Raw genomic sequence first — 25,420 nt, 5'->3', positions numbered from 1 at the left:
GGCCATGCTATCCCAGTTCTCGACTGTTCTCTCGCTGACCGTTCTCTTCGTGCTGATCGCACTGCCGGTCTGCGGCATGTTCTTTGCATGGAAGAGCTGGAGGCGGATTCCCGCGCCAAAGGGGTGGCGCCGGTGGATGGCCTTCGCAGCGCTGCTTTCCGGCAGCATCGGCACGGTGGCCGCGCCCTTCGTGCTGCTGCTGATTGCCTTCCATAAGCCGGCAGCCACACCCGCGAAGCATCTCGACATATCTCAGAGCTGGTCGGTGCTCATCGGCATGGCAGCATCGCTGCTCGGGGTGATTCTGAGCTTCTTCGCTTATCGGCGTGTGCGCTGGCTTGTGCTCTTCTCCTGCCTGCTGGCGCTGGCCATCTGCTACATCACGGCGATGTCTCTGCCGTACTGAAGCAAAAAGGGCAAACCCCGAAGGGTTTGCCCTGAGATGAGCCCTGATGACTTGCCTTAGAAACGGAGACCGAAGGTCACCGGAATCAAACTCTGAGTCCCTGATCCGAACGGATCGGAGTTGCTTGCCACCGGAGAATCGACCCATACATAGCGCGCTTCAGTGAAGAACTTCGCGTTGCTGTCCTCGCCGAAGGCTTTCCAGTAAAAGCCGGCGCCGATGTTGAGACCACCCTGATTACTGGAGGAATGAGCTACCGTCGAAGGCGCATAACCGACATAGCAGTAGTAATAGCACTGCTCCTCTTCCTGCAGCTCCGTGAAGTTGGTCACCTTGCGGTAGAAGCCACCACCGCCGGTGACATACGCTCCGGACTTTTTTGTGAAAGGCTGATAGAAGATCGGCTCAAGCGTTAACGACCAGGTGTTGACATTGCCGCCGAGAGGCCCTGAAAGCCCCGCACCCTCCGACTGGGCCTGGTTGTAGAGAGCCGTCAGCGTCGATCCCGGAATCTTATCCTTGTTGAACCGATACTGCAGCAACACCCCGATCCGCTTCGTAAAATTCCATCCACCGCCGAATCCGATGTTGTATCCCCATGTTTCGTTCCCGTGGGCCGTATTGCCGATGGGGATTGTAAAACCGCCGCCGGCATCAAATGCCAGGTGGCTCCAGCGGTTCTGATACTGCGGATAGCGCGGATAATTGCGCTGCCCGCCATACTGCGGCGAAGCGTTCGCGCCGGCAGCGGGAGCAGCAGGAAGCGCGGAGGAGCCCAGCAGGGCGTCCGTGCTGATATATGTCCTGTAATCCGTTGAACTGGAACTATTACCGGCGTCTGCCTGCGTCTGAGCCATCGCCGAAACGGCAAACGAAGTCAGAGCAGCCACACCCGCGGCTACGATTACATGCCGCCACAGCCTGTGCGAAATACTGCAGGTTGAAAACATGGAGAATCCCTCAGGTCGAAGAGATTGGGGGACTTCGTGGGATACTCCCCCGTTTATCGAACACTATCTGGATGGTTTAGACGCGGCGAATGACATTTTTGTTAACTGTGCCGGCTGCAAAGTACAACCGGCACAGCCAGATCATTCCGCTTAGTGGATATCGAACTGCTCCGGATGCAGTGCCGGATCGCTCTTGACGATGATCGTTTTGCCGGTCATCTCCTCGAGTTCGTTCAGCCAGCGCGCATTGTTGGCCTTCAGCGTCTTCACCACTTCAGGATTGACGCGGAGCAGCACGTCGTTCCGCTCCAGATGGCGCTGCATCTTGCGCATTTCCGTGTAAATCTCGTTGGCCACCGTCACCGGGCTCTTGACCATGCCGGTCGCCACGCACGTCGGGCAGGGAATGCTCAGCGTACGCTCGAGCGACTGCTTCACGCGCTTGCGCGTAATCGCCACGAGACCGAAATCGTTAAACTGCAGCACCTTCGACGGCGCGCGGTCGGACTTCAGCTCCTCTTCAAGCGCCTGCATGACTTTGTGGCGATTGCGGCGTTCGTCCATGTCGATAAAGTCGATCACGATGATGCCGCCCAGATCGCGCAGGCGAATCTGCCGGACGATCTCCGGAATGGCATCGAGATTCGTCTTGAGGATCGTGTCTTCAAGCCGCGCCGTCTTGCCGACATACTTGCCGGTGTTGATGTCGATCGCAACCAGCGCTTCCGTCTGGTTGATGACGATCGAGCCGCCGGACTTGAGCCAGACCTTGGACTTGAGCGCCTTGCTGATCTCGTCCTGAATGCCGAACTGCTCGAAGAGCGGCGTCTCTTTGGTGTAGAGCTTGACGCGCCGCACCAGCGAAGGCTGGAAGCGGTTCAGGAAGCGGACGATGCGCTCGTAATCGACTTCGCTGTCGACCCAGATCGTCGAGAAGTTGTCGTTCACCTGATCGCGCAGAATGCGCTCCACCAGGTTCAGATCGTGATAAATCAGCGCCGGAGCCTTCGCCTCTTCCGAGCGCTGCCGGATCTCTTTCCAGAGACTCAGCAGGAAACGGATATCGGCGCGCAGATCGTCCTCGCTCGCCCCGTCGGCCGCGGTGCGCACAATGAAGCCGCCGCTCTCCGTGCCCTTTTCGCTGATCAAAATCCGCTTCAGGCGCTGGCGCTCTTCATCGGACGAGATCTTGCGCGAGACGCCGACATGATTCACCGTCGGCATGAACACGAGGAAGCGTCCAGGCAGCGCAATGTGGCTCGTGATCCGCGCGCCTTTTCTGGCGATCGGCTCCTTCGCAATCTGAACCAGAATCTCCTGCCCCTGCTTCAGCAGCTCGCTGATAACGGGAAGATCCATCGTCTGCGCGCTCGGCCTGCGTCCGCCACCACCACCGCCTCCGCCCGGACGCCGGCGGCCACCACCACCCTGACGGCGGCCTCCACCGCGGCGGTCGCCACGGCGATCCTCTCTGCGGCCTTCACGCGGATGCGGCGCAACGGCTTCGGCAGCCGCTGTCTCTTCAGCCGGCTCATCGCCTTCGTGATCCTCAAACTCCTCTTCGTCCACCGTTTCGACGAACCCAGGATCGTAGCCGCCTTCGGACTCTTCGTCGTCCTCTTCCTCAGCCTCTTCCTGCTCGTCCTGTTCCGCCTCTCTCAGGCCCAGACGCTGATCGAGATGCGCGTCGCGCACCGCTTCGCCGATTTCTCCGGCGTGGTCGAGCGTCTCTTCTTCCAGCTCCTCGACCTCCTGCTCATCCGCATGCCCGTGAATCGGCTCGAAGTCATACTCTTCCTCGTCGATCACCTCTTCTTCGAGCACGCCCATGCCAGGCGCAAAACCGTACAGATGGTCGACAGCCTCAGCCTCGGGCGTCGCGGCCGGATGCGCATGCGCCTCGGCAGCCGAAGCCGCTTCACCGGCCTCGCTTTCGCCTGCCGCAGCTTCAGCAGCTTCCGCTGCGCCGAGCGGCGGATGCTCTTCGCTTTCCGCTTCCTCTTCTGCCGGAGTTTCGATCTCCTCCGTCACCCCGCTTACACGGAATTCACTCGGAGCCGACGGATCGATCCGGTATGACGCCGAAGCGCTCTCCGGCTCGAACTCCTGCACCTCTTCGTGGAACTCCTCCGGAGTCTCGGCAACAACCTCCGCAGGCGCGGGTGCCTCCGGCTGCGCTGCGGCAACAGGAACACTCTCTTCCTGCTTTTCCTCAACCGTTGATTCCGTGGAAACCGGCGATTCCACAGGGGCCGACTCGATTGTGGCCGGCTCGATTACGGCCTCTTCCACGGGCGCGGGTACCGTTGCCGCTTCCGTAAAGGGCGCATGTTCCTCAGCGGGCGCGTCTGCGACGATCGCCTGAGGCGCTTCCGGCTCGACCGCTTCGGTCGCCGGCTTTGTTTCAGCAGCAGGCTCTGCATGAGCACGCTCGCTGCGGCGATATCTCGAGAGCGACTCGCCCGGCAGCAGTGCTCCGCCGTCCCAGCCGAGAGGGACTTCAATCTGCGTGGAAGGCTTCGGCGCCGTGTAGTTCACCGCGGGCGCCGCGGAAGCAGCGGGGGGTTTGCTTTCCGCTTTGGGTGTTGCGGCAGCAGGGGCGGCTCCATACTTCGAGAGCGACTCGCCGGGAAGCACCACCGGAAGATGCTGTGCGGGGATTCCGCCCGGTGCGCCGCGCTCGGGCCGCGCTACCGGCTCATCGGCGATCGCCTCTTCGACGACCTCGAACGACTCCAGTGTCTGCGTGTCTTCGGACTGCGATTCCTGCTGATCCTGCTGCTGGTCCTGTGGACCGCGGCCGCGGAAGCCTCTGCGGCGGCTGCGGCGTCCTCTCCAGCGCCGGGTGCCTGAGGGCGAGTCGGAATCCGTTCCTTCCCCGCTGTCGGCTTCGCCCTGAGCTGCCTCGCGCGGGGCTTCTTCCTGGCGTGGCGGGCGCGATTCGCGTCCATGTCCGCCGTCGCGGCGCGGCGGCGCTGCCGGAGCAGCTGTTTCAAAGTCGGCGGAGTCTTCCTGCTCTTCGAGAAAATCCGTGACGTAAAGGAAGGCGTCCCGTTCAAGGCCAAGGTCCACAAATGCGGACTGCATACCGGGAAGAACGCGGGTTACGCGTCCTTTGTAGATGGACCCTGCGAGGGTGTATTCATTTTCGCGCTCGTAGTAGATTTCCGCGAGCTGATCGTCTTCGAGAATAGCCAGCCGTGTCTCGTGCGGCGTGCTGGAGATGCATATTTCCTTTGCCATTCTGCCTCTTTCGCCCCGCGTTATCGGCGGAGTATCAGCCGAGACAGATCAGACCGGATTGCCGGAAAAGACCGGAAGTGAGAAAAAGATGTCCGCTTTGTGCTCAACGCCCTGCGTGAGAAACGACGCTCTCTCCCGCCTGTTCACCGACCAAAGAGCGCGAAACGCGCTTCCGGTCAAAGGCGGGCCATCCATGTACGAAGATCCGGTGACCACTTCAGCCTTCATGGAAGGCGGGGCCGTTACCCGTCTCTTTGCTCTCATTCCCGATCCTGCCCGGCCCCGGTGATCCACCTGGCCGGTTGAAATTGTTAAAAACCTGGACCTGTACTTCCCGGCGCCCATCGCTTCGCATTCAGCGGAGACCAGGCGCGTACTGTTTACCAATCCTGTTGTCGCCGGGGATTCAGTTCACGAAGCGGCTCATGCGGACGTTCATCACCATGCCCAAAGCCAGAAACGTAAACAGTACCGAGGACCCTCCGTAGCTCATCAGCGGAAGAGGAATTCCGGTAACCGGCATCAGCCCAACGACCATTCCGACATTGACCGCGATCTGAAAAATCAGGACGGCCACCACGCCCATCACCAGGAACGTTCCCGGGAGGTCTGCGGCTGTTTGAGCGTTTTGAATCAAACGCATCAATACGAGGAAGTATATCAGCAACACGATGACCGCGCCGATGAACCCGTGCTCTTCGCAGAAGGCGGCAAAGATGAAGTCGGTATACGGGATGGGCAGAAAGTCGCCCTGGGTCTGGGTGCCCCTGGTGGCGCCCCGTCCAAAGACCCCTCCGTCGCCGACGGCGATCTTTGACTGGATGATCTGGTAGCCCGTCCCTTTGGGATCGGCATCGGGGTTGATAAAGCTGGTCAGCCGGGCCTTCTGATACGGCTTCAGCACCTTGCCGCTCATCCAGATGCCGCCCGCGCCCAGAATCACTGCCAGAATCAGTATCGCCCCCTTCTTCCAGTCGATTCCGCCCAGAAACAGCCCCACCAGCAGCACCGGCGAGTAGGTCAGCGACGTGCCCAGGTCGGGCTGCTTCAGCACCAGCAGCATGGGGATGGCCACCAGGGCGATCGCCTTGAAGATATCCTTCCAGGTCAGCTCGCGCCCCACCAGGCCGGCAAAGTACCGGGCCATAATGACGATCAGCACCAGCTTGACCCACTCCGAGGGCTGAAAGTGAATGCCCCCGGGCAGCTTAATCCAGCGCCTGGCGCCCATGACCTTCGGGGTCGCCAGCACTCCGACCAGAGCCAGCATGAAAAAGCCGTAGATCCAGTGCACGATGTCGAGCAGCAGATGATAGTCGATCACCGACATCAGGAACATCATGGCCATGCCGCCGCACAGCCAGAGGATCTGGAAGCGGTAAAAGCCGACAAACTTGGTGTGCAGCGTGGCGCTGTAAATCTCAAAGACGCTGACCACCGAAAGGATCAGCACGAAGCCCAGCAGCGTCCAGTCAAAATCGCGGAGAGAGAGGAAACGGCGCATCGTGTGCTTTACAGGTCCATCTTAACCTTTAGCCCTTCTCTCAAAGGCTTATTTCCGTTTATTTGTCCATCCATGAGAAGTACATTTCAATACGCCTGAATTGTCATCCCGACCGGAGCGAACCGGGGTCCCCGGCGCACACGTTGTTCGTGCGATGGGGTGGAGAAGCGCAGTGGAGGGATCTGCATTTTCTCTTTTTTCAGTCGAACCACCCTTCACTGAGATCAACCCACGATGAATTGGCAGCATTCACCAGCGCAAGCTTCTTCTCCCGGCGCCAGTTTTTGATCTGCTTTTCTCTTGCAATGGCATTCCCGATGTACTGATAACGCTCAAACCATACAAGCCGATCACAGTTGTATGTCGCACAGAAACCGGGAGTTTCATGATCTTTGTGCTGGCCCACTCGGCATCCGATGTTGCTGGTCACGCCACAATAGAGCACCAGCATCCTGCTTGCCATCAGATACACGTAATAGTTGTGCTCGCGATCTTTCATGAATCCTGCAACGATTGAGGTTTGTAAATGCAGATCCCTCCACTTCGCTGCGCTGCGGTCGGGATGACAAATAAAACGATATGGCGAATACAAAGACCAGTGGCGAATGAAGCGTATATCGCGGCCGGATCATCGTCATCATTACCGGTGATTGCCGGTCAGCCTGCGATTTCCCCGTCACTCATTCCCATTTGTCATGAAGTGACCTGCATATATCGCCGTCATCACCGGCTTCTGCTTTCCGTCGTTCGGAAGGCCGGGGATGGACCAGATGGCGCTGACCTCAATCTTCTTCGGAGCCTCAGCCACCAGGTTGTGCTGGAGCCGCCGCTGCTTGTTCACATACGCCTCGATCACACGCGCCGCCAGACGGCCCGCCAGCTTGCCGTGCTCGCCGGCCTCAAACAGCACGCACACCGCGATATCCGGGTTTCTCCGCGGAGCCACGCCCACGAACCACGCATTGTCATGCATCGAATGTGCATGGCCGAGACGCGCGGCGAGCGCATTGCTCATGGTCTGCGCGCTGCCCGTCTTGCCCGCGAAGTCGATCCCCTCCAGATGCGCGCTCGGGTCGGTGCCGATGGGCATCGTCACATCGGCCATCGCATCGGTGATCGTCTCCCAGTCCTCGCGCTCAAACGGAACGGTCCGGTCGCCGCTGCCGGAGTACGACTCCTCAAGCGCCGTCCGGAAATCCTGCGGTATCCCGTTCTCCGGATCGTTCAGGTTCACGACATGCGGCCGCTTCAGCGCGCCTCCCGAGGTGATGCCGGCAATCGCCCGCATCATCTGCACCGGAGTAGCCGTCACCGCTCCCTGGCCGATGCCGACCGATGTCACCTCGCCCGGATACCACTTCTGATGGAAGTTCTTCATCTTCCACTCTTCGGAAGGCATGGTGCCGGCGACCTCATTCGGCAGATCGATGCCGGTCTTCACGCCGATGCCGAAGGCATTCGCCCATTTGGCGATCTTTTCAATTCCCAGGCGCACCGCCAGCGTGTAGAAAAACACGTCGCAGGACTGGTAAATCCCCTTCGTGATGTTGACCTCGCCATGACCACCGTGCACCCAGCACCGCTGATAATGGCCGTAAAAACTCACGCCACCCGAGCAATGCACGTTCAGCGTCTGCGCCACGCCTTCTTCGAGTCCCGCGGCCGACATGATGATCTTGAAGGTCGATCCCGGCGCAAGCTGCGCCTGAATCGCCTTGTTCAGCAGCGGATGCTCCGGATCGCTGATCAGCTTGCTCCACTCATCCCGCGAGATGCGCACTGCAAAATCATTCGGATCGAAGGTCGGACGGCTGACCAGCGCCAGGATCTCCCCCGTATGCGGGTCCATGGCAATGACCGCGCCGTTGCGGTCGCCAAGCGCATTCTCCGCCGCGCGCTGAATATCGATATCCATCGTCAGCCGCAGGCTGTGCCCGGGCTTTGCCGGCTCCATGCCCAGCTTACCCATCTCGCGGCCATGGCTGTCGACGACCACATCCTCGGAGCCGTCGGTGCCGCGCAGTATCTGATCGTAGGAGGCCTCGACGCCCGAGCGGCCCACTACATCACCCGGCTCATAGGCGGCATACTGCGGGTCGTTCAGCATCTCTTCGCTGACCTCACCCACATAGCCGATCAGATGCGCCGCAAAACCGTCTTTCGGATACAGACGGCGCTGCTCCTGGATCGTCTCCAGCTCCGGCATCTCGTCGCGATGCGCCTCGATGAACTCCTGCTCGTCCGGCGTGATGTCCTGCCTGAGCGGCAGCGGCTGATACTTCGGGGCGAGACGGTATTTCTTCAGCACCGCGTCGATCTGATCGACGGTCATGTGCAGGCCGCGCGCAATCAGCGGCAGGTCGGGAGCGATATCGTGCCCCTGATCGCGCACCAGAAAACAGGAGACCGACGGGTAGTTATCGACGATCAGACGCCCTTCGCGATCCAGAATCTTTCCGCGCGGCGCAAGGATCGGCACCTTGCGAATGCGGTTCGCCTGCGCCAGCGCCCGGTAGTTCTGTGCGCCCACCACCTGCAGTCTCCATAACCCGGAGACCAGCACCAGCATCACCCCGGCGATCACATACTGAAAGACCGTCAGCTTCAGCGCCGGAACCTTTTCGCCGCGCCCGGCCACCTCGCTGCGCCGGACCGCCCAGCGCCGTGGCATGCTCAGCTTCAGTCGGATGCGCACCTTTGCTACTCCCCTTCAGGCTTCAGCCGGAAGTGTCCCGCATCGATCGCGGCCAGCGCCGGAACCGGACTGCCGCGCGGCGCCTCAGACGCGGGCGGCTTCGACCATACCGCACCAATCTCTACAGGTTTCGTCATAACGTCTTTTACCGGCTTTGAGGTATCGGCTACCAGATTGTGATGCAGTCTCCGCTGTTTGTCCACATACGCTTCGATCACACTCGCAGCGATGGGCGCGGAGACATTTCCCCAGCCGCCGTGCTGCCACAGGACCGCAACCACGATGTCGGGATTGCGCCGCGGAGCCATGCCCACGAACCATGCATTCGGCCGCTGCGCCACACTGCTGGAGATTTTATCCATGCCCGCGCTGTGGCTCACCACCTGCGCCGTTCCCGTCTTTCCGGCGAAATCGATCCCGTCGAGATGCGCGGCAAAGGCCGTGCCCCCGGCCTCAGTGGTGCTGGCCATGCCCTCGGTAATGATCTCCCAGTTCGATGCGTCGATCGGCACCGTCACATCGCCCGAGCCGGGATAGGAATCCTGGACGGCCTGCCGGTAATACGCAGGCAGCTCGCCCGGAAATACAACATGGGGACGCTTCAGCACGCCGCCCGATGCGATGCCTCCCAGGGCGCGCGCGAGCTGAATCGGTGTCGCCGCCACCGCTCCCTGTCCGATGCCGACCGAGATCGTCTCCCCGGCATACCACTTCTCATGAAAGTTCCTGAGCTTCCACTCTTCCGACGGCATGGTGCCGGAGACCTCGCCCGGCAGGTCCACGCCTGTCTTTTCCCCGATCCCCAGCTCATGCGCATACTTCGCGATGGTCTCGATGCCGAGCTTCTGCGCCAGCGTGTAGTAATACGTGTCGCAGGAGAGCGGGATGGCGTTGTGAATGTCCACCATGCCGTGGCGCCGGTCGCAGGCAAAGAAGTGCCCGTAAAAGGTGGCGCCGCCCTGGCAGTCGACTCGCAGGTTCTCCGCAATGCCCTCCTGCAGCCCGGCCACCGACATGATGATCTTGAAGGTCGAGCCCGGAGCCAGCTGCGCCTGGATGGCCTTGTCGAGCAGCGGATGGTTGGGATCGGTGACGAGACGGTTCCAGTCCTCGCGTCCGATCTTCACCGAAAATTTGTTCGGATCAAAGACCGGCCGGCTGACCAGGGCCAGAATCTCGCCGGTATGCGGATCGAGCGCGACCACCGCACCGTTGCGGTCACCAAGCGCGTTCTCCGCCGCACGCTGGATATCGAGATCGATGGTCAGCCGCAGGTCCTTTCCGGGCTTCGCCGGCTCCGTTCCCAGCACGCCGACTTCGCGTCCGTGGCTGTCCACAATTACATCTCTGGACCCGTCCACGCCACGCAGCATCGCGTCGTAGGATTCCTCGACGCCGGAGCGGCCCACCACATCGCCCGGCTCATAGGCCGCGTACTGCGGATCGTCGAGCATCTCTTCGCTGACCTCGCCGACATAGCCGATCAGGTGCGCGGCGAAGCCATCGTTCGGATAGAGCCGCCGCTCTTCGTCGATGGTCTCCAGCTCCGGCAGCTCGTCGAGATGCGCCTCGATGAATCCCTGCTCGTCGGGCGTGATGTCCTGTTTCAGCGGCACGGGCTGAAATTTGGGAGCGGTGCGGTAGCGCTTCAGAATCTCCTGAATCTGATCGACGGTCATGTGCAGGCCGCGTGCAATCAGCGGCAGATCGGCGGCGATATCGTGCCCCTGATCGCGCACCAGAAAACAGGAGACCGACGGATAGTTATCGACGATCAGACGTCCTTCGCGGTCGAGGATCTTCCCGCGCGGCGCAAGGATCGGTACCTTGCGGATGCGGTTCGCCTCCGCCATCTCGCGGTAGTTCTGTGCGCCCACCACCTGCAGCCGCCACAGCCCCGAGATCAGCACCAGCATCACCGCCGCGATCACATACTGAAAGACCATAAGCTTCGCGGGAGGAACCTTCTCCTCCCGGTTCACCGCTGCGGAACGCTCCGGCCGGCGGCGCCGGATACCTTTGAGGATGATACGCACGTCCGGCTAGTCCCTCCGCTTCGTTTTATCGAGCAGCGCAAAGAGAATCAGCGCCACCAGCGCGTTCACCACCGCGCGAATCACCTCACGCAGCCAGTTCCACACCAGCGGCTGGGCCAGCATGCGATGCTGCAGCAGCCAGAAGATGCCGCTGTGCAGCAGCGTGGAGATAAACACGACCAGCAGCCGCGTGCCGTGGTTCTCCGTATCGATGCGCACGCCGAGCGATGCAGCCAGATACCCCACGACCGATTTGCCGATGCCGAAGACACCCAGCGGATGCTGGGTCAGCACATCCTGCGCCACGCCGATCAGCGCGCCTGCCACCGTGGCGCTGATCGGATTCCGCCACGTCATCGCGAAATAAACCGTCACCAGCAGAGGCAGGTCCACCACATCGAAGAGCGGAAAATGCAGCGTGATGAGCGACTGCAGCCCCAGCGCCACCAGCGGCACCAGCAGCATTACGGGCAGAGGAAGCGACTGCTGATCGGCCTCACGCCGTGTGGAAGCAAGGAGGACCAAAATCAGTTCCTCCCCTGCGGTCCGGCGCCTGCAGGTCGCGGCGGCGCTGACGGTGCAGCGTGAGCGGGCGGCGCAGGCTTACGCTTCTGCGTGCTGCGGTCCGGCCCGTCGACAATCACCGTGGTGCGCGGAAGCGCATGCTCCCCGGCGGCCGGTGCAGACGTGGCGCTTCGTGGCGCTGCCGGATTCAGATGGGAAGCGGTCTGGCCCGGAGGATGTGGAGTCGCCTGACGTGAAGTTCCCGGCCCGGCAACCGTCGATGGAGTTCGCACAGCCGGATGGCTGTACTGCGGCGGTGTCGCACCGCTGTAATCATGCACCAGCTGAGGAGCCTTCTCTGCCGGCCGGACCGGCTGAGGCGCCGCGGAAACAGCTCCTGGCATAGCCGGAGCGCTCTTCTTCACCGCTGCGGGCACCGCAGACGAGGCAGATGCCGGCGCTGCGGGAGTGGTCTTCCTGACCGGAACGGGCTGTCCTTCGCCGGAGAGAACGTGCCCCAATCTCGCGCCCGGTGTCATGTCGGCAGCCGAAGGCGTGCTTCCGGGCGTAAAGACGTCCGGATGCAGCGTTGCCGGCGGACGGATCGGACGCGCCACGTCGCCCTCCGCCGTGGCATCCGCCAGATCGTCTCCCTGCACCTGCGGCGCATTGGGGTCCGCGCGGCTCGGCAGACGCTCGGCAAGAATATCGGAGGCCTTCTGCGCCTCGCTCTCCGCGATATCGATCTGCGTCTGCCCAGGGACCAGGTCGCCCATGCTGGTGACCACCAGCACCTCTTCGAGGCGCGACAGATTGGCTGCGGGATGAATCAGAATATCCATCAGCGTCCCGTCCGGATCGGGGACCGTGCGGTCCACCGTGCCCACGGGAAGGCCGCGCGGAAAGATCGCGTCGCCGCCACTGGTAATCACCTTTTCCCCTGCTTTGATCCGGTCGTCGGGCGAGACGTTCACAATCTGCGGCTGCCCCCATGAGCTGCCCCGCAGCACTCCGCGAATGCGCGTCGTCTCCAGAATCACGCCCGCGCCGCTGGTCGCGTCCGAGATCTCAAGCACCTGGCTGGAGTGCGCAAGAACCTCGCGCGTCTTGCCGACGATGCCATCCGGCGTAATCACCGGCATATCGATTTTGAGCCCGTCCTTCGATCCCTTGTCGATGATCAGCACGTGCGAGTCTTCGGTGCCCGAGACACCGATCACCTGCGCCGGAACGGTCTGATAGATGTAGCGCTCGCGAAAGCCCAGCATTCCCTGCAGGCGCTGGCCCTGCCGTGCATCCTCGGCAAGGCTGGCCTCTTCGATGCGAAGATGGTCGATCTGTTCCTGCAGCTTTGCGTTTGTTCTGCGTACGTGGATCAGATCCACATAATTCGACCACAGGCCGCGAATGCCGCCGCCCGTCATGTGCAGCAGGTGCTCCGGAGGAGCGATCAGGCTCATCACCCAGTAGCGGATCAGGCGCACGCCTTTACCTTCGGGGCCCTCCGACGCAGGACGCCGCACCTGTACTGCCAGGCCCAGAACCTGCACCAGCAGAACAGTCACCAGCACCAGGGCGTTCTTATAGCGGCTAAGGAAGGATTCCATGGCACTGCTCGCGACGTTCCGTGTGTCTCTCCCGGCCCGCTGCCGCAGCGGCAGGCCTTCCCTTTAGTCGATCTTAATCTTGCGCAGCAGCCGGAAATCGCTCAGCATCTTGCCCGTGCCAAGAACGACACTGGCCAGCGGATCGTCGGCAATCGAGACCGGCAGCCCGGTTTCCTCGCGGATGCGCTTGTCTAAATTCTTAATCAGCGCGCCGCCTCCTGTTAAGACGATGCCGCGATCGCTGATATCGGCGCTCAGCTCCGGCGGCGTCCGTTCGAGCGCGACGCGGATGGCATTCATGATCGTAGCGATCGACTCGCCCAGAGCCTCGCGAATCTCGCTGTCGTCAATGGTAATCGTCTTGGGCACGCCCTCGATCAGGTTCCGGCCCTTGATCTCCATCGTCAGCGGCTTGTCCAGCGGGTACGCCGACCCGATCTCGATCTTGATCTGCTCCGCCGTCCGCTCGCCGATCAGCAGGTTATATTTCCGCTTCAGGTAGTTCATGATGGACTCGTCCATCTGATTGCCCGCCATGCGCACCGACCGCGAGTAGACGATGCCGGAGAGCGAGATGACCGCGATATCGGTCGTTCCGCCGCCGATATCGACCACCATATTGCCGCTCGGCTCGGTGATCGGCAGTCCGGCGCCGATCGCCGCCACCATCGCCTGCTCCACCAGAAAGACCTCGCTCGCCTTGGCGCGGTAGGCCGAATCCTCGACAGCGCGCTTTTCCACCTGCGTAATCTCAGAAGGCACGCCGATCACGATGCGGGGATGCACCAGCATCTTCCGGTTGTGGGCCTTTTGAATGAAGTAGTTCAGCATCTTTTCGGTGATCTTGAAATCGGCGATCACCCCGTCCTTCATCGGCTTGATGGCGACGATGTTGCCGGGCGTGCGGCCCAGCATCTCCTTGGCCTCCTTGCCGACTGCCTCTACTTCACCCGTATTTTTGTTGATGGCCACAATCGAGGGCTCATTCACGACGATGCCTTTGCCCGCGGCAAAGACCAGGGTATTGGCCGTACCCAGATCGATCGCCAGATCGCTCGAAAAAATGCTGAACAGCGAGCGCACCCCGTGCGATCGCGACGAACGCGACTGAAAACCATTCGAAGACATGTAAGGATTGACTTTTCTGAGAAGACTCACCTCATTGTAAGCCCTGCGAACGGCAGGAACAGGGCAAAGCCGCCGGAAATTACGGGCTTCGGCGGCAGGCGATGCTGTGCAAAAAGTGGAATTTCCTGCAGAAAATCAGCACTAAAGTCACTGTGCTGCGGCGGCGCCAGCTTCAGGCACCATCACCGCCGGCGGGAACATCAGAATGCGCAGATCGACGAGCGCATGCAGGATCATCGGCCACAGCAGCCCGCCGGTCACCACATACAGCACGGCAAAAACGCCGCCGAGGATAGCCGTCAAAACAATGCCCTTCACTCCCTGATATCCATGCGCGATACCGAAGACACAGGACGACAGGATGACCGACGCCACAAGCGCCAGGTGCCACTGACCGCTGAAGTAGCGGATCAGAAAGCCGCGGTAGAGCGTCTCCTCGCAGATGCCGGCGGTGATCGAGACGGCGGCGAAGAGCCAGCGCTCCTTTGCCGTGACGGGCAGAAAAAAGCTGAGATTCTCCAGCGCCCTGCGCAGGCTGCGGCGCGCCTTTTCCGAGCGCCAGGCCAGAATGACCGGCATCAGCAGCGCGATGGTAAAGCCGACGCACATACCGGCCAGCAGACCGCCCAGTGCATCCTGCTGCGGCAGCCATTTGGGCTTCAGGATGACCAGCGGGAAGAAAAATCCGGGCCGGTCCATCCACCAGACCAGCGCCGAGGCCACCCACACCCACCCCATCGTGACCAGATACACGCGGGCCTTCATGTTGGGATCGGTCGAGCGTCTCAGACGGCGCGTATACCAGGCGTCCCAGATGGGAACGATCACGATCAGAAAGACAGCCAGCGCGTGCTGCATAGATCGCCATCATACAGGGGCCTGTTTCAGGCTCCTCACCTGGCTTCTCTGCGTGACGCAGCACGAGAAAGGCCCGCCACCGGAATACGATGGCGGGCCTGAGAGGCAGGGATTCAGCTCCGGTTTTGCCTTAGTGCTCCTTCGGCGTCAGACGGAAGACGCCGCCAGGCTTCGCATCCTCAAGCAGCCATATTGCGCCGTCGGGAGCGACCTCCACGTCGCGAATGCGATGCCCGACATCCCAGCGCTCAGCGGGCCTGGCGCCACCCTGACCGTCGAAAGTAATGCGGTTAAGCGATTCCGTTGCCATACCGCCGATCAGAGCCGAGCCCTTCCACTCCGGAAACATTGAGCCGTTGTAGAAGGCAAGGTTGCCCGGCGCGATGACCGGCTTCCAGTAGATGACGGGCTTCGCCAGATCCGGGCGCGTGTCCGGACTGGGGATCGGCACGCCATCGTAATTCATCCCGTAGGAGACCAGCGGCCAGCCATAATTTTTGCCGGGCTCGATCAGGTTCAGCTCGTCGCCGCCCCGCGGACCATGCTCGAGTTCCCACAGCCGGCCGTCGGGCGCAAAGGCCAGACCATAAGGCGTGCGGTGGCCGGTAGTCCAGGTCTCGGACGGTGTCAGATTCGGACCGGGGAAGGTATACGTTCTTACCACCGGAGCCGTTTGGGCAGCTACGGTATCCGCCGGCGGATCAATTACAGGCACGCTGGCAGCGCCTTTCTTTCCTGCCATCGGATTGCCTTTGGCCGGCTTGCCATCCAGCGTCAGACGCAGAATCTTGCCCAACGGCTGATTGGGGTCCTGGGCCGGCGTGAAGCGCTGCCGTTCGCCAACGGTGAGGAACAGGTATTTGCCATCCGGCGAAAAAGCAACCTGCGCGCCGAACTGGCCGCCATTGCCCCGCTCGCCATCGCGCCAGATCACCGCAAGCTCTTCAAGGCTTGCCGAATCCTGGCCGATCACCAGCTTAGCGCGCGCCAGCGCCAGGCTCGAACCGCCGTCGCCCGGCTCAGAATAGGTGAGATAAATGTAGTGGTCTTTGGCATAGTGGGGCGACAGAAAGACACCCAGCATGCCGCCCTGTCCCTTCCAGAGAACAGCCGGCACATTCTTCACAGGCGTCTTGTCTCCCTGCTGCGTGACCAGCCACAGAGCGCCGACTTTTTCGGTAATCAGCATGCGGCCGTCGGGCAGAAACGCAATCCGCCAGGGCAGATTGAGGGTCGTTACCTGAACCATATTGAAGGGCAGGCTGGCCTCGGGCTTCTGTTCGCCTGCATTGATCTGCGCAAAGGCGTGGGTGGCCGGCAGAGCCGCGAACAGCCCCGCAAATACCCCCAGGATCACTGCTTTTTTAATCCTCATTTTCCCTCTGTCTGTATGAATTCGTCCTTCATGAGCCCGTCGTAAAACCCGTTCCCGGCATCTTCGGCGCGGTGTTTCCCGCGTTTCACGCACCTTATCGCTGACTTGCGCCTATGAGCATTTATACAGGTTTGGTCTGACCTCGTTCGCAGTCCCGGCGTGAAACTCCGGAACCGCGCGATGCTTTCAGGCACGGAGGGCGGCGCAGGAAGGCCGGATCGGGGTTCGCCCGCGGCCGCAGGAAGCTGCTCCTCTCTGCTTATAATCTCTTCCCATAACTCTGCTTATCACGCATACTGGACCAGCGAATCCAGCACGGCTTCCGCTCCTTCTGCAAATTGAAATCCGGATAAACCATCGGGCAGTCGTACATAAGCCCCTTTGAGGAGACTTTACGATGTGTCTTTCGAACGCTCGTCGTCTTGCTGTCTGCATCGCTCTGGCAATGAGCTTTGCGCAGGCCGCTTTCGCCGCTGAAATCCTGATCGCCGATGCGAAGTCCCAGCCGGAAAGCCTGACTGTGGCGCCGGGCGGCGTGCTGATCGTGGGCAGCGCCAGCTCGCCGTTTGTCTATAAGGTGCGTCCAGGCTCTTCCACCGCCGAGAAGTTTGTCGATGCCAGCGCCGAAGGCCCTGGAACGTTTTTCTTCGGCATGCTGGCGGATGCTTCCACCAATACGCTGTGGACCTGCCAGCTGACTCCGGTGCCGAACACCACTCCGGCACGGCGGCACACCGCGCTGAGAGGCTTCGATCTCAACACCGGCGCGCCGAAGCTCCGCTGGGACCTGCCCGGGGACAATACCGTGTGCAACGACTTTACGATCGGACCGGATAAAGCGCTCTATATCAGCGACACCGCCACCGGCAGAATCTACAGGCTTCCGGCAGGCGCTTCCAGCGCGGAGCTGTACCTCGAGGCCAAGGTGCTTGAGGGCATCGACGGCATCACCTTCCTGGACGGCACGCTCTATGTGAACAATGTGATCTTCAACAAGCTCTACCGCATTCCCGTCGATGCCTCCGGCAAACCGGGAAAACCGGTCGATATCTGGATGGACCAGCCGGTCAGCGGGCCTGACGGCATGCGCGCCGCGAACGGCAAGCTCTATGTTGCCGAAAATGGCAACGGCACAATCGCCTCCATCACCGTTCATGGCGATAAGGCGAGCGTGATGGTCATTAAAGACGGACTCAAAACGCCGACCGGCATCGAGCCCGCGGGCGATACGCTCTGGTTCACCGAACGCGCCATCGGCAAGGCCGAGTCGGTCCCGATGCCCAGATAGCCGGCCCGCTCAGCAGAGCCCTGATATGCAGCAGCAACGCGGCCTCTCCTCTTTCCTGAGGAGGGGCCTGACTTTTTCGGGGATATGCGCACCTTCAGCGGCAATCCTCGAGAATTCTATGGAATCAGCTTTGGAACCTGAGAATCTAAAATAGGAGATTCTCCGTACATACTCCTAGGGCGGAAGATGTAATTGGAAGTTATCTTTTGGGGTCTCCAATGACAAACTTTGACTTCGATGTGTTCATTTCACATGCCTCCGAGGATAAGGCTGGTTTCGTCACGTCACTCTCAAATGAGCTACGAAAACATGGACTGAAAGTGTGGTTTGACAAGTTCACGCTGAAGGTAGGCGATAGTTTACATCGTTCTATCGAGAAGGGACTTGCCCGTTCGCGCTATGGCGTCGTGGTCTTTAGTCCAAAATTCCTTACAAAAAATTGGCCCCAAGCGGAATTGGATGGGCTTTTTGCAAGGGAGATGGATGGACACAAAGTCATTTTGCCGATTTGGCACAATATATCTTCCGCCCGCATGAAAGATGCTCTGCCGATGCTGGCGGACAAAGTTGCTCTAAGAAGCTCAGATGGCATCGAAGCTGTCGCACGATCGCTGGTCGAGGTCATTCGGCCTGAACTTCTTGAACTGGATAATAAAAAAGCGTCTGCCTTTGAAGCTGCGGATACTTTCATGGCGGAGGCGCGGAGGAAACATCCCGGTTACGATTTCGCAATTCAATCCGGCTCATTCTCCGCCCCCAAACTAACTGGCGCGCCATCTGCGATAGCGAACGCAAAGCAACGAATTCAAATCAGTGTTTCTGATCCTGCAATCATTGGAACATCTCCCGGTGGACGTATTGAGTTTTTTGGAGAAGGCGCAAGAAAAGCGATTGAATTTGTACGTACGGGCAAACCACAAAAGTGGGAATCTGGAGAGTTCCGGTTGTTGGATTGGAATGTGCCTCTTATGCCCACGCACGTGGAAGGAAGCACGCTGGAAGTCGGAATAGACAATAACCTGCTCAATATTCCGCCGAAATATATGCGCGTCGAGGTTAGGTCTCGCCCGCCTATTGTATTTCCAATAATGGAGATGAAACCTGTTCGTCTTGGCACGGATGAGGTGGAAGCTATTCTTTCGGATAAGGAAACACCCCTAAGCATCAGTCTCGTGTTTTCTGTCGGCTCTAATTCACTTTCCAATGCGTCTCGGGAGATAGACTTCACACTGTCCTGGGAGACCACGGGAAAGAAAATATCCGAGTGCAAAAACTTGATTGAAGCTATTGATGCGTTACGGCGCGGAAATGTTCTGCGCTTGATTGATATACGTCTCGATAAGCCTATTTTTGAATCAAAAGCGCGCGTGGCTAGTCGTACCGATCCATTTGCAGGAACTTTGCGACGGACCGTTCTTCTGGCATCTCAGATCGAAAAAGAATTCTCCGTGTCCTTGCGAATGCCCGAAGTTGTCTCGGAAGAAGATGGTGAATCATTGTTGCACCTAGATTGCTTGCTGAATGATCACCCATACCAACAGGTAAACGATACGCAACTGCGATTAACGAAAGCTGATGGAGAGGTGGGTGCCGGTCAACTGGCTTTCATCAGAGGCGAATTGTCTGCGACGTACACAGACGTGCCATCGAATTATCCGGGATACTTTCCATTGTTCGGGCAACAAATTGCAACTCGAAATTGGGTTCGGGTTGTGGAGCTTGTTCCGAAAGAACCTTGTGCTTGTCTCAAGGAGTTCAGCGAATCGCCAATAGGCACCCAGTTCAGCATCGAAATTACAGCAAAGGGTCCTGTATTTCTTCGCTGGAGGGACGATTCGATTTTGAGGAATATCGAGGTTGGGAGCCTAGCACAATTACAGCTGTAACCCAATTCGCACAGGCATCCGGTAAACAAAATCAGTGATTCACAACGGTCTACCTCAACATGCATGATCATAGCCGATTCACTCATTGAGAACGGATCAAGGACGATTAGTCGGCTTCTCGTCAGTGATCCATGTCTTTGCATAGATTGACTGGCGATGCGGACGACGGCCGATTTCGTTCCGATTGATTATGATGATCCGGCGAAAGCAACCAGCGTTTTGCTTTCCTGAGGGGACCAGTGAAGGTTGAGCTTACGATGAACATCCCTGAGAGCAGAATTTTGGCTAATGCATGCTTGTCCGCCTGTTTCTGCGCCGTGTCGATACTTCCGGTTTGCGGGCAAACTGCTCAATCAGCCCAACAGCGCATGGAGGCTGTGCAGAGTCACCTCTCTCGATACGTCGTCATTACAAACAGCACAAATGACGAAATGAATCTGGCCTCGCAGATGAAGGCGCTCGGTGTTCCTGCAGTGAGTATCGCCGCCATTCGAAATGGAGCGATTGACTGGACGCAGGCTTATGGCGTTTCGTCCCTACAGGGTGCGCCGGCATCGACGGAGACTTTGTTCGGCGCGGCTTCCATTTCAAAGCCCGTTACCGCACTTGGAGTGCTCAGGCTTGTGGAAGAGGGCAAAATCGACCTGGATGCAGACGTCAATCAGTACCTGAAACGCTGGAAGATTCCGGAGAATCAATTCACCACAACACAGAAGGTCACGGTTCGTGAACTTCTGAACCACACTTCGGGTATCGGGACACATAACGGCGAGATCTATGATCCAGCTACGCCGATCCCCACACTGCTTCAGCTTCTGGACGGTGAAAAGCCTGCGAAGACGCCCCCGGTTCGGGTCGAGGCGATTCCAGGCACGAAATTTGCTTATTCCAATGGCGGTTATCTCGTGCTCTCCCTGCTGATCGAGGATGTGACCGGAGAATCGTTCGCCGCCTACATGAAGCGAACTGTACTCGACCCGATCGGGATGAAGCACAGCACCTTCGACGCGCCGCTGCCGCTCAAGTGGCAGGAGAATGGGGCCACAGCCTATGGAGCAGATGGAAAATGGGCGGTGCCTCCTTCAAAATTTGTTGAGCCGAACCTGGCCGCTGGCGGGCTCTGGTCCACGCCTGCTGATCTGGCGAAACTACTCCTCGAAGTTCAGCGCGAATACGAAGGAAAATCGCACAAAGTCCTTCACCGGCAAACAATCCACATGATGGTTTCGCCCGGCAAGGGCCCCGCGCCGACAAGACGCTATGGACTTGGCTTCGAGGTGGGTGGCAGCCCGGAAAATCCATATATCCGCCACGAGGGTTCCGCGTTTTTCCAGGATGACATGGTGGAATACCTCGGCGGCAACGGCATTGTCGTGATGACGAGTGGCGGCGGAGGCGGAGCGCTCGCCGACGAAGTCCTTCGCAGCGCGGGAACCGTATACGGCTTTCCCGATTTCAAGTCGGTTGAACACACGGTCGCAGACGTTCCGGTCTCGGTTCTGCGTAGCTACGTCGGCACCTATGCTTACGTCAAAGTGGCTCTCGAGGGCGGCCATCTTACTGCGGAGATTCCGGCCGGATCGCCCGCTGCCCAGCTCTATCCGGAATCGTCCACGCGGTTCTTCGTGCTTGATGGACCGCAGGAATTATCCTTCATTCTCGATCCGCAGCAGAACGTTACAGGCACAGAGTTCATCGCACCCATGGGACATCATCGTCTGGACAAAACTGCGGCGCACTGACACGGTGAGCCTGCAAAGAACAGGCTGATTTCCACGCTCTCCGCCTTTTCGACTATGCTGAAGTGTTTTCGGATCGGCGTCTGCGACACAGGGAGGATTTTCACGTGCCAGCAACCACGTACAAAAACCTTATCGGCGGCGAGTGGGTCACCGCTCGTACCGGCAGCACCTTTCAGAACCTCAGCCCGGCGAATCACGATGACGTCATCGGCATCTTCCAGGCCTCCGGCGCAAAGGACGTGGATGCGGCCGTCACCGCGGCTGCCGAGGCCTTCAAAAGCTGGCGGCTCGTCCCCGCTCCGAAGCGTGCCGAGATCCTCTACCGCACCGGCGAGCTGCTGACCCGCCGCAAGGAGCAGTATGCCCGCGAGATGACCCGCGAGATGGGCAAGGTGCTGAGCGAGACGCGCGGCGACGTGCAGGAGGCCATCGATACCGCTTACTACATGGCCGGCGAAGGCCGCCGCCTCTTCGGTCAGACCACCCCGTCGGAGCTGCAGAATAAGTTCGCCATGTCCGTTCGCATGCCGGTCGGCGTTATCGGCATGATCGCGCCGTGGAACTTCCCCATGGCCATCCCCTCGTGGAAGCTCTTCCCGGCGCTGGTCTGCGGCAACACCTGCGTCATCAAACCTGCGGAAGACACACCGCTTTCCACATTCAACCTCGTGCAGACGCTCATCGACGCGGGCCTGCCGCCGGGCGTGGTCAACATCGTCACCGGCTTCGGCCCTGATGCGGGCGCACCGCTTGTCGAGCACCCCGGCGTGCGCGCCGTCTCCTTCACCGGATCGTCCGAGGTGGGCCGCATCATCGGCCAGACCGCTGCAGGACTCTTCAAGCCCTGCTCGCTCGAGATGGGCGGCAAGAACGCCATGATCGTGCTCGATGACGCCAACCTCGACCTCGCCCTCGACGGCGCGGTCTGGGGAGCCTTCGGCACTACCGGCCAGCGCTGCACCGCGACCAGCCGCATCATCGTGCAGAAAGGCGTGGTGAAGGAGTTCACGAAGCGCCTGGTGGAACGGGCAAAGGCTCTGAAGATCGGCGATGGCCTCGACGAGTCCATCCAGATGGGCCCGCAGGTGAACGAACAGCAGATCGAGACCTCGGCCCGCTACTGTGAGATCGCCCGCAAAGAAGGTGCGAAGCTGCTGACCGGCGGCAGGCGGCCTGCCCGCGGCGCGTTTGGCCGAGGAACCTTCTTCGAGCCGACCGTCTTCGGCGGCGTGAAGCCGCAGATGCGCATCGCGCAGGAGGAGGTCTTCGGACCGGTGGTCAGCGTTCTCGAATGCCGCAGCTTCGACGAGGCCCTCGAGATAGCCAACGGCATTCAGTACGGCCTTTCGACGGCGCTCTACTCACGCGACGTGAATCACGCCTTTAAAGCCATGCGCGATCTCGAAGCCGGCATCACCTACATCAACGCTCCAACCATCGGCGCTGAAGTGCATCTGCCCTTTGGCGGCGTCAAGCAGACAGGCAACGGCCACCGCGAAGGCGGCACCGGCGCGCTGGACTTCTACACCACGTGGAAATCTGTATACGTGGATTATTCCGACAAGCTGCAGCGCGCGCAGATCGATGCAGGGGAGTAAGGCCTGTCAAATAATCGGCAAAGAAATCGAGTTTAGCTAAAATAGCTATATCATCTATTTTAGCTAAACTCAGGAATCATTCATGATCACCGTCACCTCAGCGGAAGCACAGAACAAGTTTGGTCAGCTGCTCGATACTGCGCAGCGCGAAACCGTCGCGATTACGCGGCATGGCCGTCCGGCAGCGTTCATCGTGTCGCCGCGGGAAATGGGTGAACTTCTCGACGCGCGGCGCCGGCGCAGCAAGGCTGTATCCAATCTGCAGAAGTGGAGCGCGCAGGCAAAAAAACGACTGAAGCCAGCCGCCGCCAAACTGTCCGATGAGGATATCGTTCGGCTGGTGCACGAATCCCGGTGAGCCGGCGCGTCATCCTCGACACCAGTGTGCTGGTGAGCGCAGCTTTACGCCCTGAATCGATACCTCATCAGGCATTGCAGGAAGCGCTGGCCGTCTGTGCTGTATGCGCAAGCGCAGAGACACTTGCCGAACTGGAACGAATCCTGAGCCTTGAAAAATTCAACCGCTATCTCAATCGAACCTTATGCCTTGAATTTGTCGCTCTGATTCGCCGCCATATCCATCTGTTCACTGTGCAGGACTCAGACTTCGAGGCTGTTAACCCTCCATGCCGCGATCCAGGCGACAACAAGTTTCTCGCACTGGCAATAGCGGCTGAGGCTGACGCTCTGGTCAGCAGCGATGACGACCTGCTGGTGTTACATCCATGGCGCGGTATGAAAATTGTGACACCTGCAGACTTTCTGGCTCACTCCAAAGCGCTGCCCAGGAAGAGCGCGGAAAGTAAATAAGCCGCGGCGTGGAATACACGCTCATCTATTCCGCAGCTCTTCTCGCCCCCATCATCAGATAATCCATCGGCCAGCCTGGGTTGATGCCATGCTGGCGCACCAGCGTCGCAAGCTGGCCATAGTGGCGGATGCTGTGCAGCAGCATATGAAACACAATGGTCTTCGCTGTCGACTCGATCGGCCCCAGCGTGCGCGTCTGAAAGACCATCGTCTGCGACCAGTTATATCCCTCATCGACGAGCATTTCGCGCACCAGCGCCATGGCGCGGTCATGCGTGGCGTAAATCTCGTCTACGGTGCCCGAAGGAATCTGCTCGTAGCTCGTTTCAGGCAGCCCCTTCAGCCGCTCCGCGTAGCGCAGCTCCACGGCGACAATGTGCTGCAGCAGCCCTGAGACAACAGACACGCCGGCCACATCGCAGGGCAGTGCCAGCACCTCCGGATGGTCTGTCAGCAGCCGCTTCCACTTCTCTGAAGTCTTCTCTACCCACGCCAGCACCTCGGTCGCCGACAACGATGGCTCACTCATCTTTCCTCCGTATGCAAAAAGCAGCTTTCGTCCTGTCCTGGCGCGCAATCCGAATCACCGGCATTGCAGCTCAGAAGGAAACATCCGCCGGCTCGGTCACCTTCAGCACCGACTGATCGCCGGTCTTCTGCTTCCACGCTTTGCGAATGGCCTCGATGTTTGCGCGGTTCTCCGCCGTATCTGGATAATCGATCACCAGACACTTCGACCGCAGCCGCTCGGGCTCGGTCTTTCCTTTGTTCAGCCACTGGCCATACACATCCAGCACGCTGAGGCCGTCAGGAAAGCGCGGCGTCACTTCCTTATCCAGAAATGCGCGCCAGTCTGCCTCACTGACGCCGGCCTGCGGCGTGTCCGCCAGTCCGAGGCCGAAGTAGAGGCGCGTATCCACCCATCCCTGCGTGTGGCCGGGATGCGCACGATCGCCGTGCAGCGTCGCCGTCTGCGCAAACGAAGCGACAGATGCGGGAACGACGGTGACAGCGAAAACCAGCGACAGAGCAGCGGGCAGAAGCAATCGAGTCTTCATCGTTTTCCGGATCTTTCCTGTGCGTTGTATTTCGGCCGTGGAAAACCCCTAGCCTGTTTCAAGTCTATGCGTCCCTCAAAAGTCTATGCACGCCGAAGAAGAAAGCGGGCAGGAAAGCTGCTTCTGTCCGTCGCTGCCGGCCATTACGCCTGCGCGTAATAAGATAAGCAGATGCGCGCCCTGCTGCAGCGTCTCGGGCAATTCCTTGGCCGGAAAAGGAATGACAAAGAGGTATGGGCATCGGTCGTACTGCTGCTGCAGACGGCGCCTTCTCTCAGCGATGAGGCGCTGCTCGCCGCCGCCAGGGCCGCTTACCGGAACATCGAGAATGTCGAAATCGTCGGCAGACTCGACAACACACGCATTCTGCGCATCTCCAGCCTTCTGATCAGCGTCATCATCGCCGACGCGCCTTACATCCATCCTTCGCATCCCGTCGAAGAGGCATCGCAGAGCGCTTACGACCGCGCCTGGTCCGAACAGCGCGCCTGGCTCTCCATTGACGCGCCGCAGACCACGGGCAAGCCCAAAGAGGCTCGCATGGCTGTCTACAAGGTTCTGATGGTACTGGCTGAGCACCTCTGGAGCGACCAGTGCACCGGCCTCTATCTGCCGGCCGAAGGCATCACTGCGCCATCCATGGGGGAATGGGGACCCACGCTGCGCTGGTTTGGAGAGAACCAGGAGCGTCGGCGCTCAGAGACGCCGCAGGACTTTCCCTCCTGAAAGCGG

At 59.9% G+C, this 25,420-nt stretch carries 21 protein-coding genes; 8 read left to right on the top strand and 13 right to left on the bottom strand.

Annotated elements, in window-relative coordinates:
• Window positions 1-4: 4 nt before the first annotated feature.
• Window positions 5-406: a hypothetical protein gene (locus D0Y96_RS09065; RefSeq protein ID WP_117299051.1), complete on the top strand. Its 402-nt coding sequence runs from the start codon at window positions 5-7 to the stop codon at window positions 404-406.
• A gap of 56 nt (window positions 407-462) precedes the next feature.
• Here D0Y96_RS09065 and D0Y96_RS09060 read toward each other — a convergent pair whose 3' ends face one another.
• From D0Y96_RS09060 to D0Y96_RS09010, 11 genes are all read right to left on the bottom strand, one after another.
• Window positions 463-1,356, bottom strand: coding sequence for a hypothetical protein (locus D0Y96_RS09060; RefSeq protein WP_117299050.1), 894 nt, complete (start codon window positions 1,354-1,356; stop codon window positions 463-465).
• A 150-nt stretch (window positions 1,357-1,506) separates the two neighbouring features.
• Window positions 1,507-4,599 (bottom strand): Rne/Rng family ribonuclease, encoded by a 3,093-nt coding sequence (locus D0Y96_RS09055; protein WP_117299049.1) that lies wholly within the window; start codon window positions 4,597-4,599, stop codon window positions 1,507-1,509.
• A gap of 406 nt (window positions 4,600-5,005) precedes the next feature.
• A complete protein-coding gene (gene rodA / locus D0Y96_RS09050) occupies window positions 5,006-6,103 on the bottom strand; it encodes a rod shape-determining protein RodA (protein ID WP_117299047.1) in 1,098 nt (365 codons plus the stop codon).
• Window positions 6,104-6,302: 199 nt separating this feature from the next.
• Entirely contained in the window at window positions 6,303-6,602 is a 300-nt protein-coding gene (locus D0Y96_RS09045; RefSeq protein ID WP_117299046.1) for a GIY-YIG nuclease family protein, read from the bottom strand.
• Window positions 6,603-6,779: 177 nt separating this feature from the next.
• Window positions 6,780-8,774 (bottom strand): penicillin-binding protein 2, encoded by a 1,995-nt coding sequence (gene mrdA / locus D0Y96_RS09040; RefSeq protein WP_117299722.1) that lies wholly within the window; start codon window positions 8,772-8,774, stop codon window positions 6,780-6,782.
• 29 nt (window positions 8,775-8,803) lie between these two features.
• A complete protein-coding gene (mrdA, locus tag D0Y96_RS09035; RefSeq protein ID WP_117299719.1) occupies window positions 8,804-10,744 on the bottom strand; it encodes a penicillin-binding protein 2 in 1,941 nt (646 codons plus the stop codon).
• A 96-nt stretch (window positions 10,745-10,840) separates the two neighbouring features.
• On the bottom strand, window positions 10,841-11,359 hold the full coding sequence (mreD, locus tag D0Y96_RS09030) for a rod shape-determining protein MreD (protein ID WP_117299045.1): 519 nt from the start codon (window positions 11,357-11,359) through the stop codon (window positions 10,841-10,843).
• 2 nt (window positions 11,360-11,361) lie between these two features.
• The gene (gene mreC, locus D0Y96_RS09025) at window positions 11,362-12,945 is read right to left on the bottom strand and encodes a rod shape-determining protein MreC (protein WP_117299044.1); all 1,584 of its coding nucleotides are present in this window, start codon (window positions 12,943-12,945) and stop codon (window positions 11,362-11,364) included.
• A 63-nt stretch (window positions 12,946-13,008) separates the two neighbouring features.
• Window positions 13,009-14,073 (bottom strand): rod shape-determining protein, encoded by a 1,065-nt coding sequence (locus tag D0Y96_RS09020; protein WP_117299043.1) that lies wholly within the window; start codon window positions 14,071-14,073, stop codon window positions 13,009-13,011.
• A 147-nt stretch (window positions 14,074-14,220) separates the two neighbouring features.
• Window positions 14,221-14,931 carry a CPBP family intramembrane glutamic endopeptidase gene (locus D0Y96_RS09015; RefSeq protein WP_117299042.1) on the bottom strand — a complete coding sequence of 237 codons (711 nt, stop codon included), beginning with the start codon at window positions 14,929-14,931 and terminating at the stop codon, window positions 14,221-14,223.
• Window positions 14,932-15,061: 130 nt separating this feature from the next.
• A complete protein-coding gene (locus tag D0Y96_RS09010) occupies window positions 15,062-16,306 on the bottom strand; it encodes a PQQ-dependent sugar dehydrogenase (RefSeq protein WP_199480223.1) in 1,245 nt (414 codons plus the stop codon).
• 397 nt (window positions 16,307-16,703) lie between these two features.
• On the opposite strand from D0Y96_RS09010, the gene D0Y96_RS09005 reads away from it, so the two are divergent.
• The 6 genes from D0Y96_RS09005 to D0Y96_RS08980 all read left to right on the top strand — a co-directional run bounded on the left by D0Y96_RS09005 (window position 16,704) and on the right by D0Y96_RS08980 (window position 23,630).
• Window positions 16,704-17,594 (top strand): SMP-30/gluconolactonase/LRE family protein, encoded by an 891-nt coding sequence (locus D0Y96_RS09005; RefSeq protein WP_117299041.1) that lies wholly within the window; start codon window positions 16,704-16,706, stop codon window positions 17,592-17,594.
• Window positions 17,595-17,812: 218 nt separating this feature from the next.
• Entirely contained in the window at window positions 17,813-19,480 is a 1,668-nt protein-coding gene (locus tag D0Y96_RS09000; protein WP_117299040.1) for a toll/interleukin-1 receptor domain-containing protein, read from the top strand.
• A 431-nt stretch (window positions 19,481-19,911) separates the two neighbouring features.
• Window positions 19,912-21,222 (top strand): serine hydrolase, encoded by a 1,311-nt coding sequence (locus D0Y96_RS08995; RefSeq protein WP_158562321.1) that lies wholly within the window; start codon window positions 19,912-19,914, stop codon window positions 21,220-21,222.
• Window positions 21,223-21,326: 104 nt separating this feature from the next.
• On the top strand, window positions 21,327-22,820 hold the full coding sequence (locus D0Y96_RS08990; RefSeq protein ID WP_117299038.1) for an aldehyde dehydrogenase family protein: 1,494 nt from the start codon (window positions 21,327-21,329) through the stop codon (window positions 22,818-22,820).
• A gap of 82 nt (window positions 22,821-22,902) precedes the next feature.
• Window positions 22,903-23,178 (top strand): type II toxin-antitoxin system Phd/YefM family antitoxin, encoded by a 276-nt coding sequence (locus D0Y96_RS08985; protein WP_117299037.1) that lies wholly within the window; start codon window positions 22,903-22,905, stop codon window positions 23,176-23,178.
• Window positions 23,175-23,630 (top strand): putative toxin-antitoxin system toxin component, PIN family, encoded by a 456-nt coding sequence (locus tag D0Y96_RS08980; protein ID WP_199480222.1) that lies wholly within the window; start codon window positions 23,175-23,177, stop codon window positions 23,628-23,630. Before D0Y96_RS08985 ends, D0Y96_RS08980 begins: the two co-directional genes overlap by 4 nt.
• A gap of 25 nt (window positions 23,631-23,655) precedes the next feature.
• Here D0Y96_RS08980 and D0Y96_RS08975 read toward each other — a convergent pair whose 3' ends face one another.
• Entirely contained in the window at window positions 23,656-24,159 is a 504-nt protein-coding gene (locus D0Y96_RS08975) for a DinB family protein (protein ID WP_117299035.1), read from the bottom strand.
• Window positions 24,160-24,229: 70 nt separating this feature from the next.
• Window positions 24,230-24,688, bottom strand: a complete 459-nt coding sequence (locus D0Y96_RS08970) for a DUF3574 domain-containing protein (protein WP_117299034.1) — start codon at window positions 24,686-24,688, stop codon at window positions 24,230-24,232.
• A 171-nt stretch (window positions 24,689-24,859) separates the two neighbouring features.
• Between D0Y96_RS08970 and D0Y96_RS08965 the strand changes: the two genes are divergently transcribed.
• Window positions 24,860-25,414 carry a hypothetical protein gene (locus D0Y96_RS08965; protein ID WP_117299033.1) on the top strand — a complete coding sequence of 185 codons (555 nt, stop codon included), beginning with the start codon at window positions 24,860-24,862 and terminating at the stop codon, window positions 25,412-25,414.
• The last annotated feature ends 6 nt before the right edge of the window (window positions 25,415-25,420 follow it).

The organism is Paracidobacterium acidisoli, from assembly GCF_003428625.2.
Lineage (GTDB): Bacteria > Acidobacteriota > Terriglobia > Terriglobales > Acidobacteriaceae > Paracidobacterium > Paracidobacterium acidisoli.
Note: the sequence above shows the minus strand (reverse complement) of the source record. Positions and strands in the feature narration are given on the sequence as shown.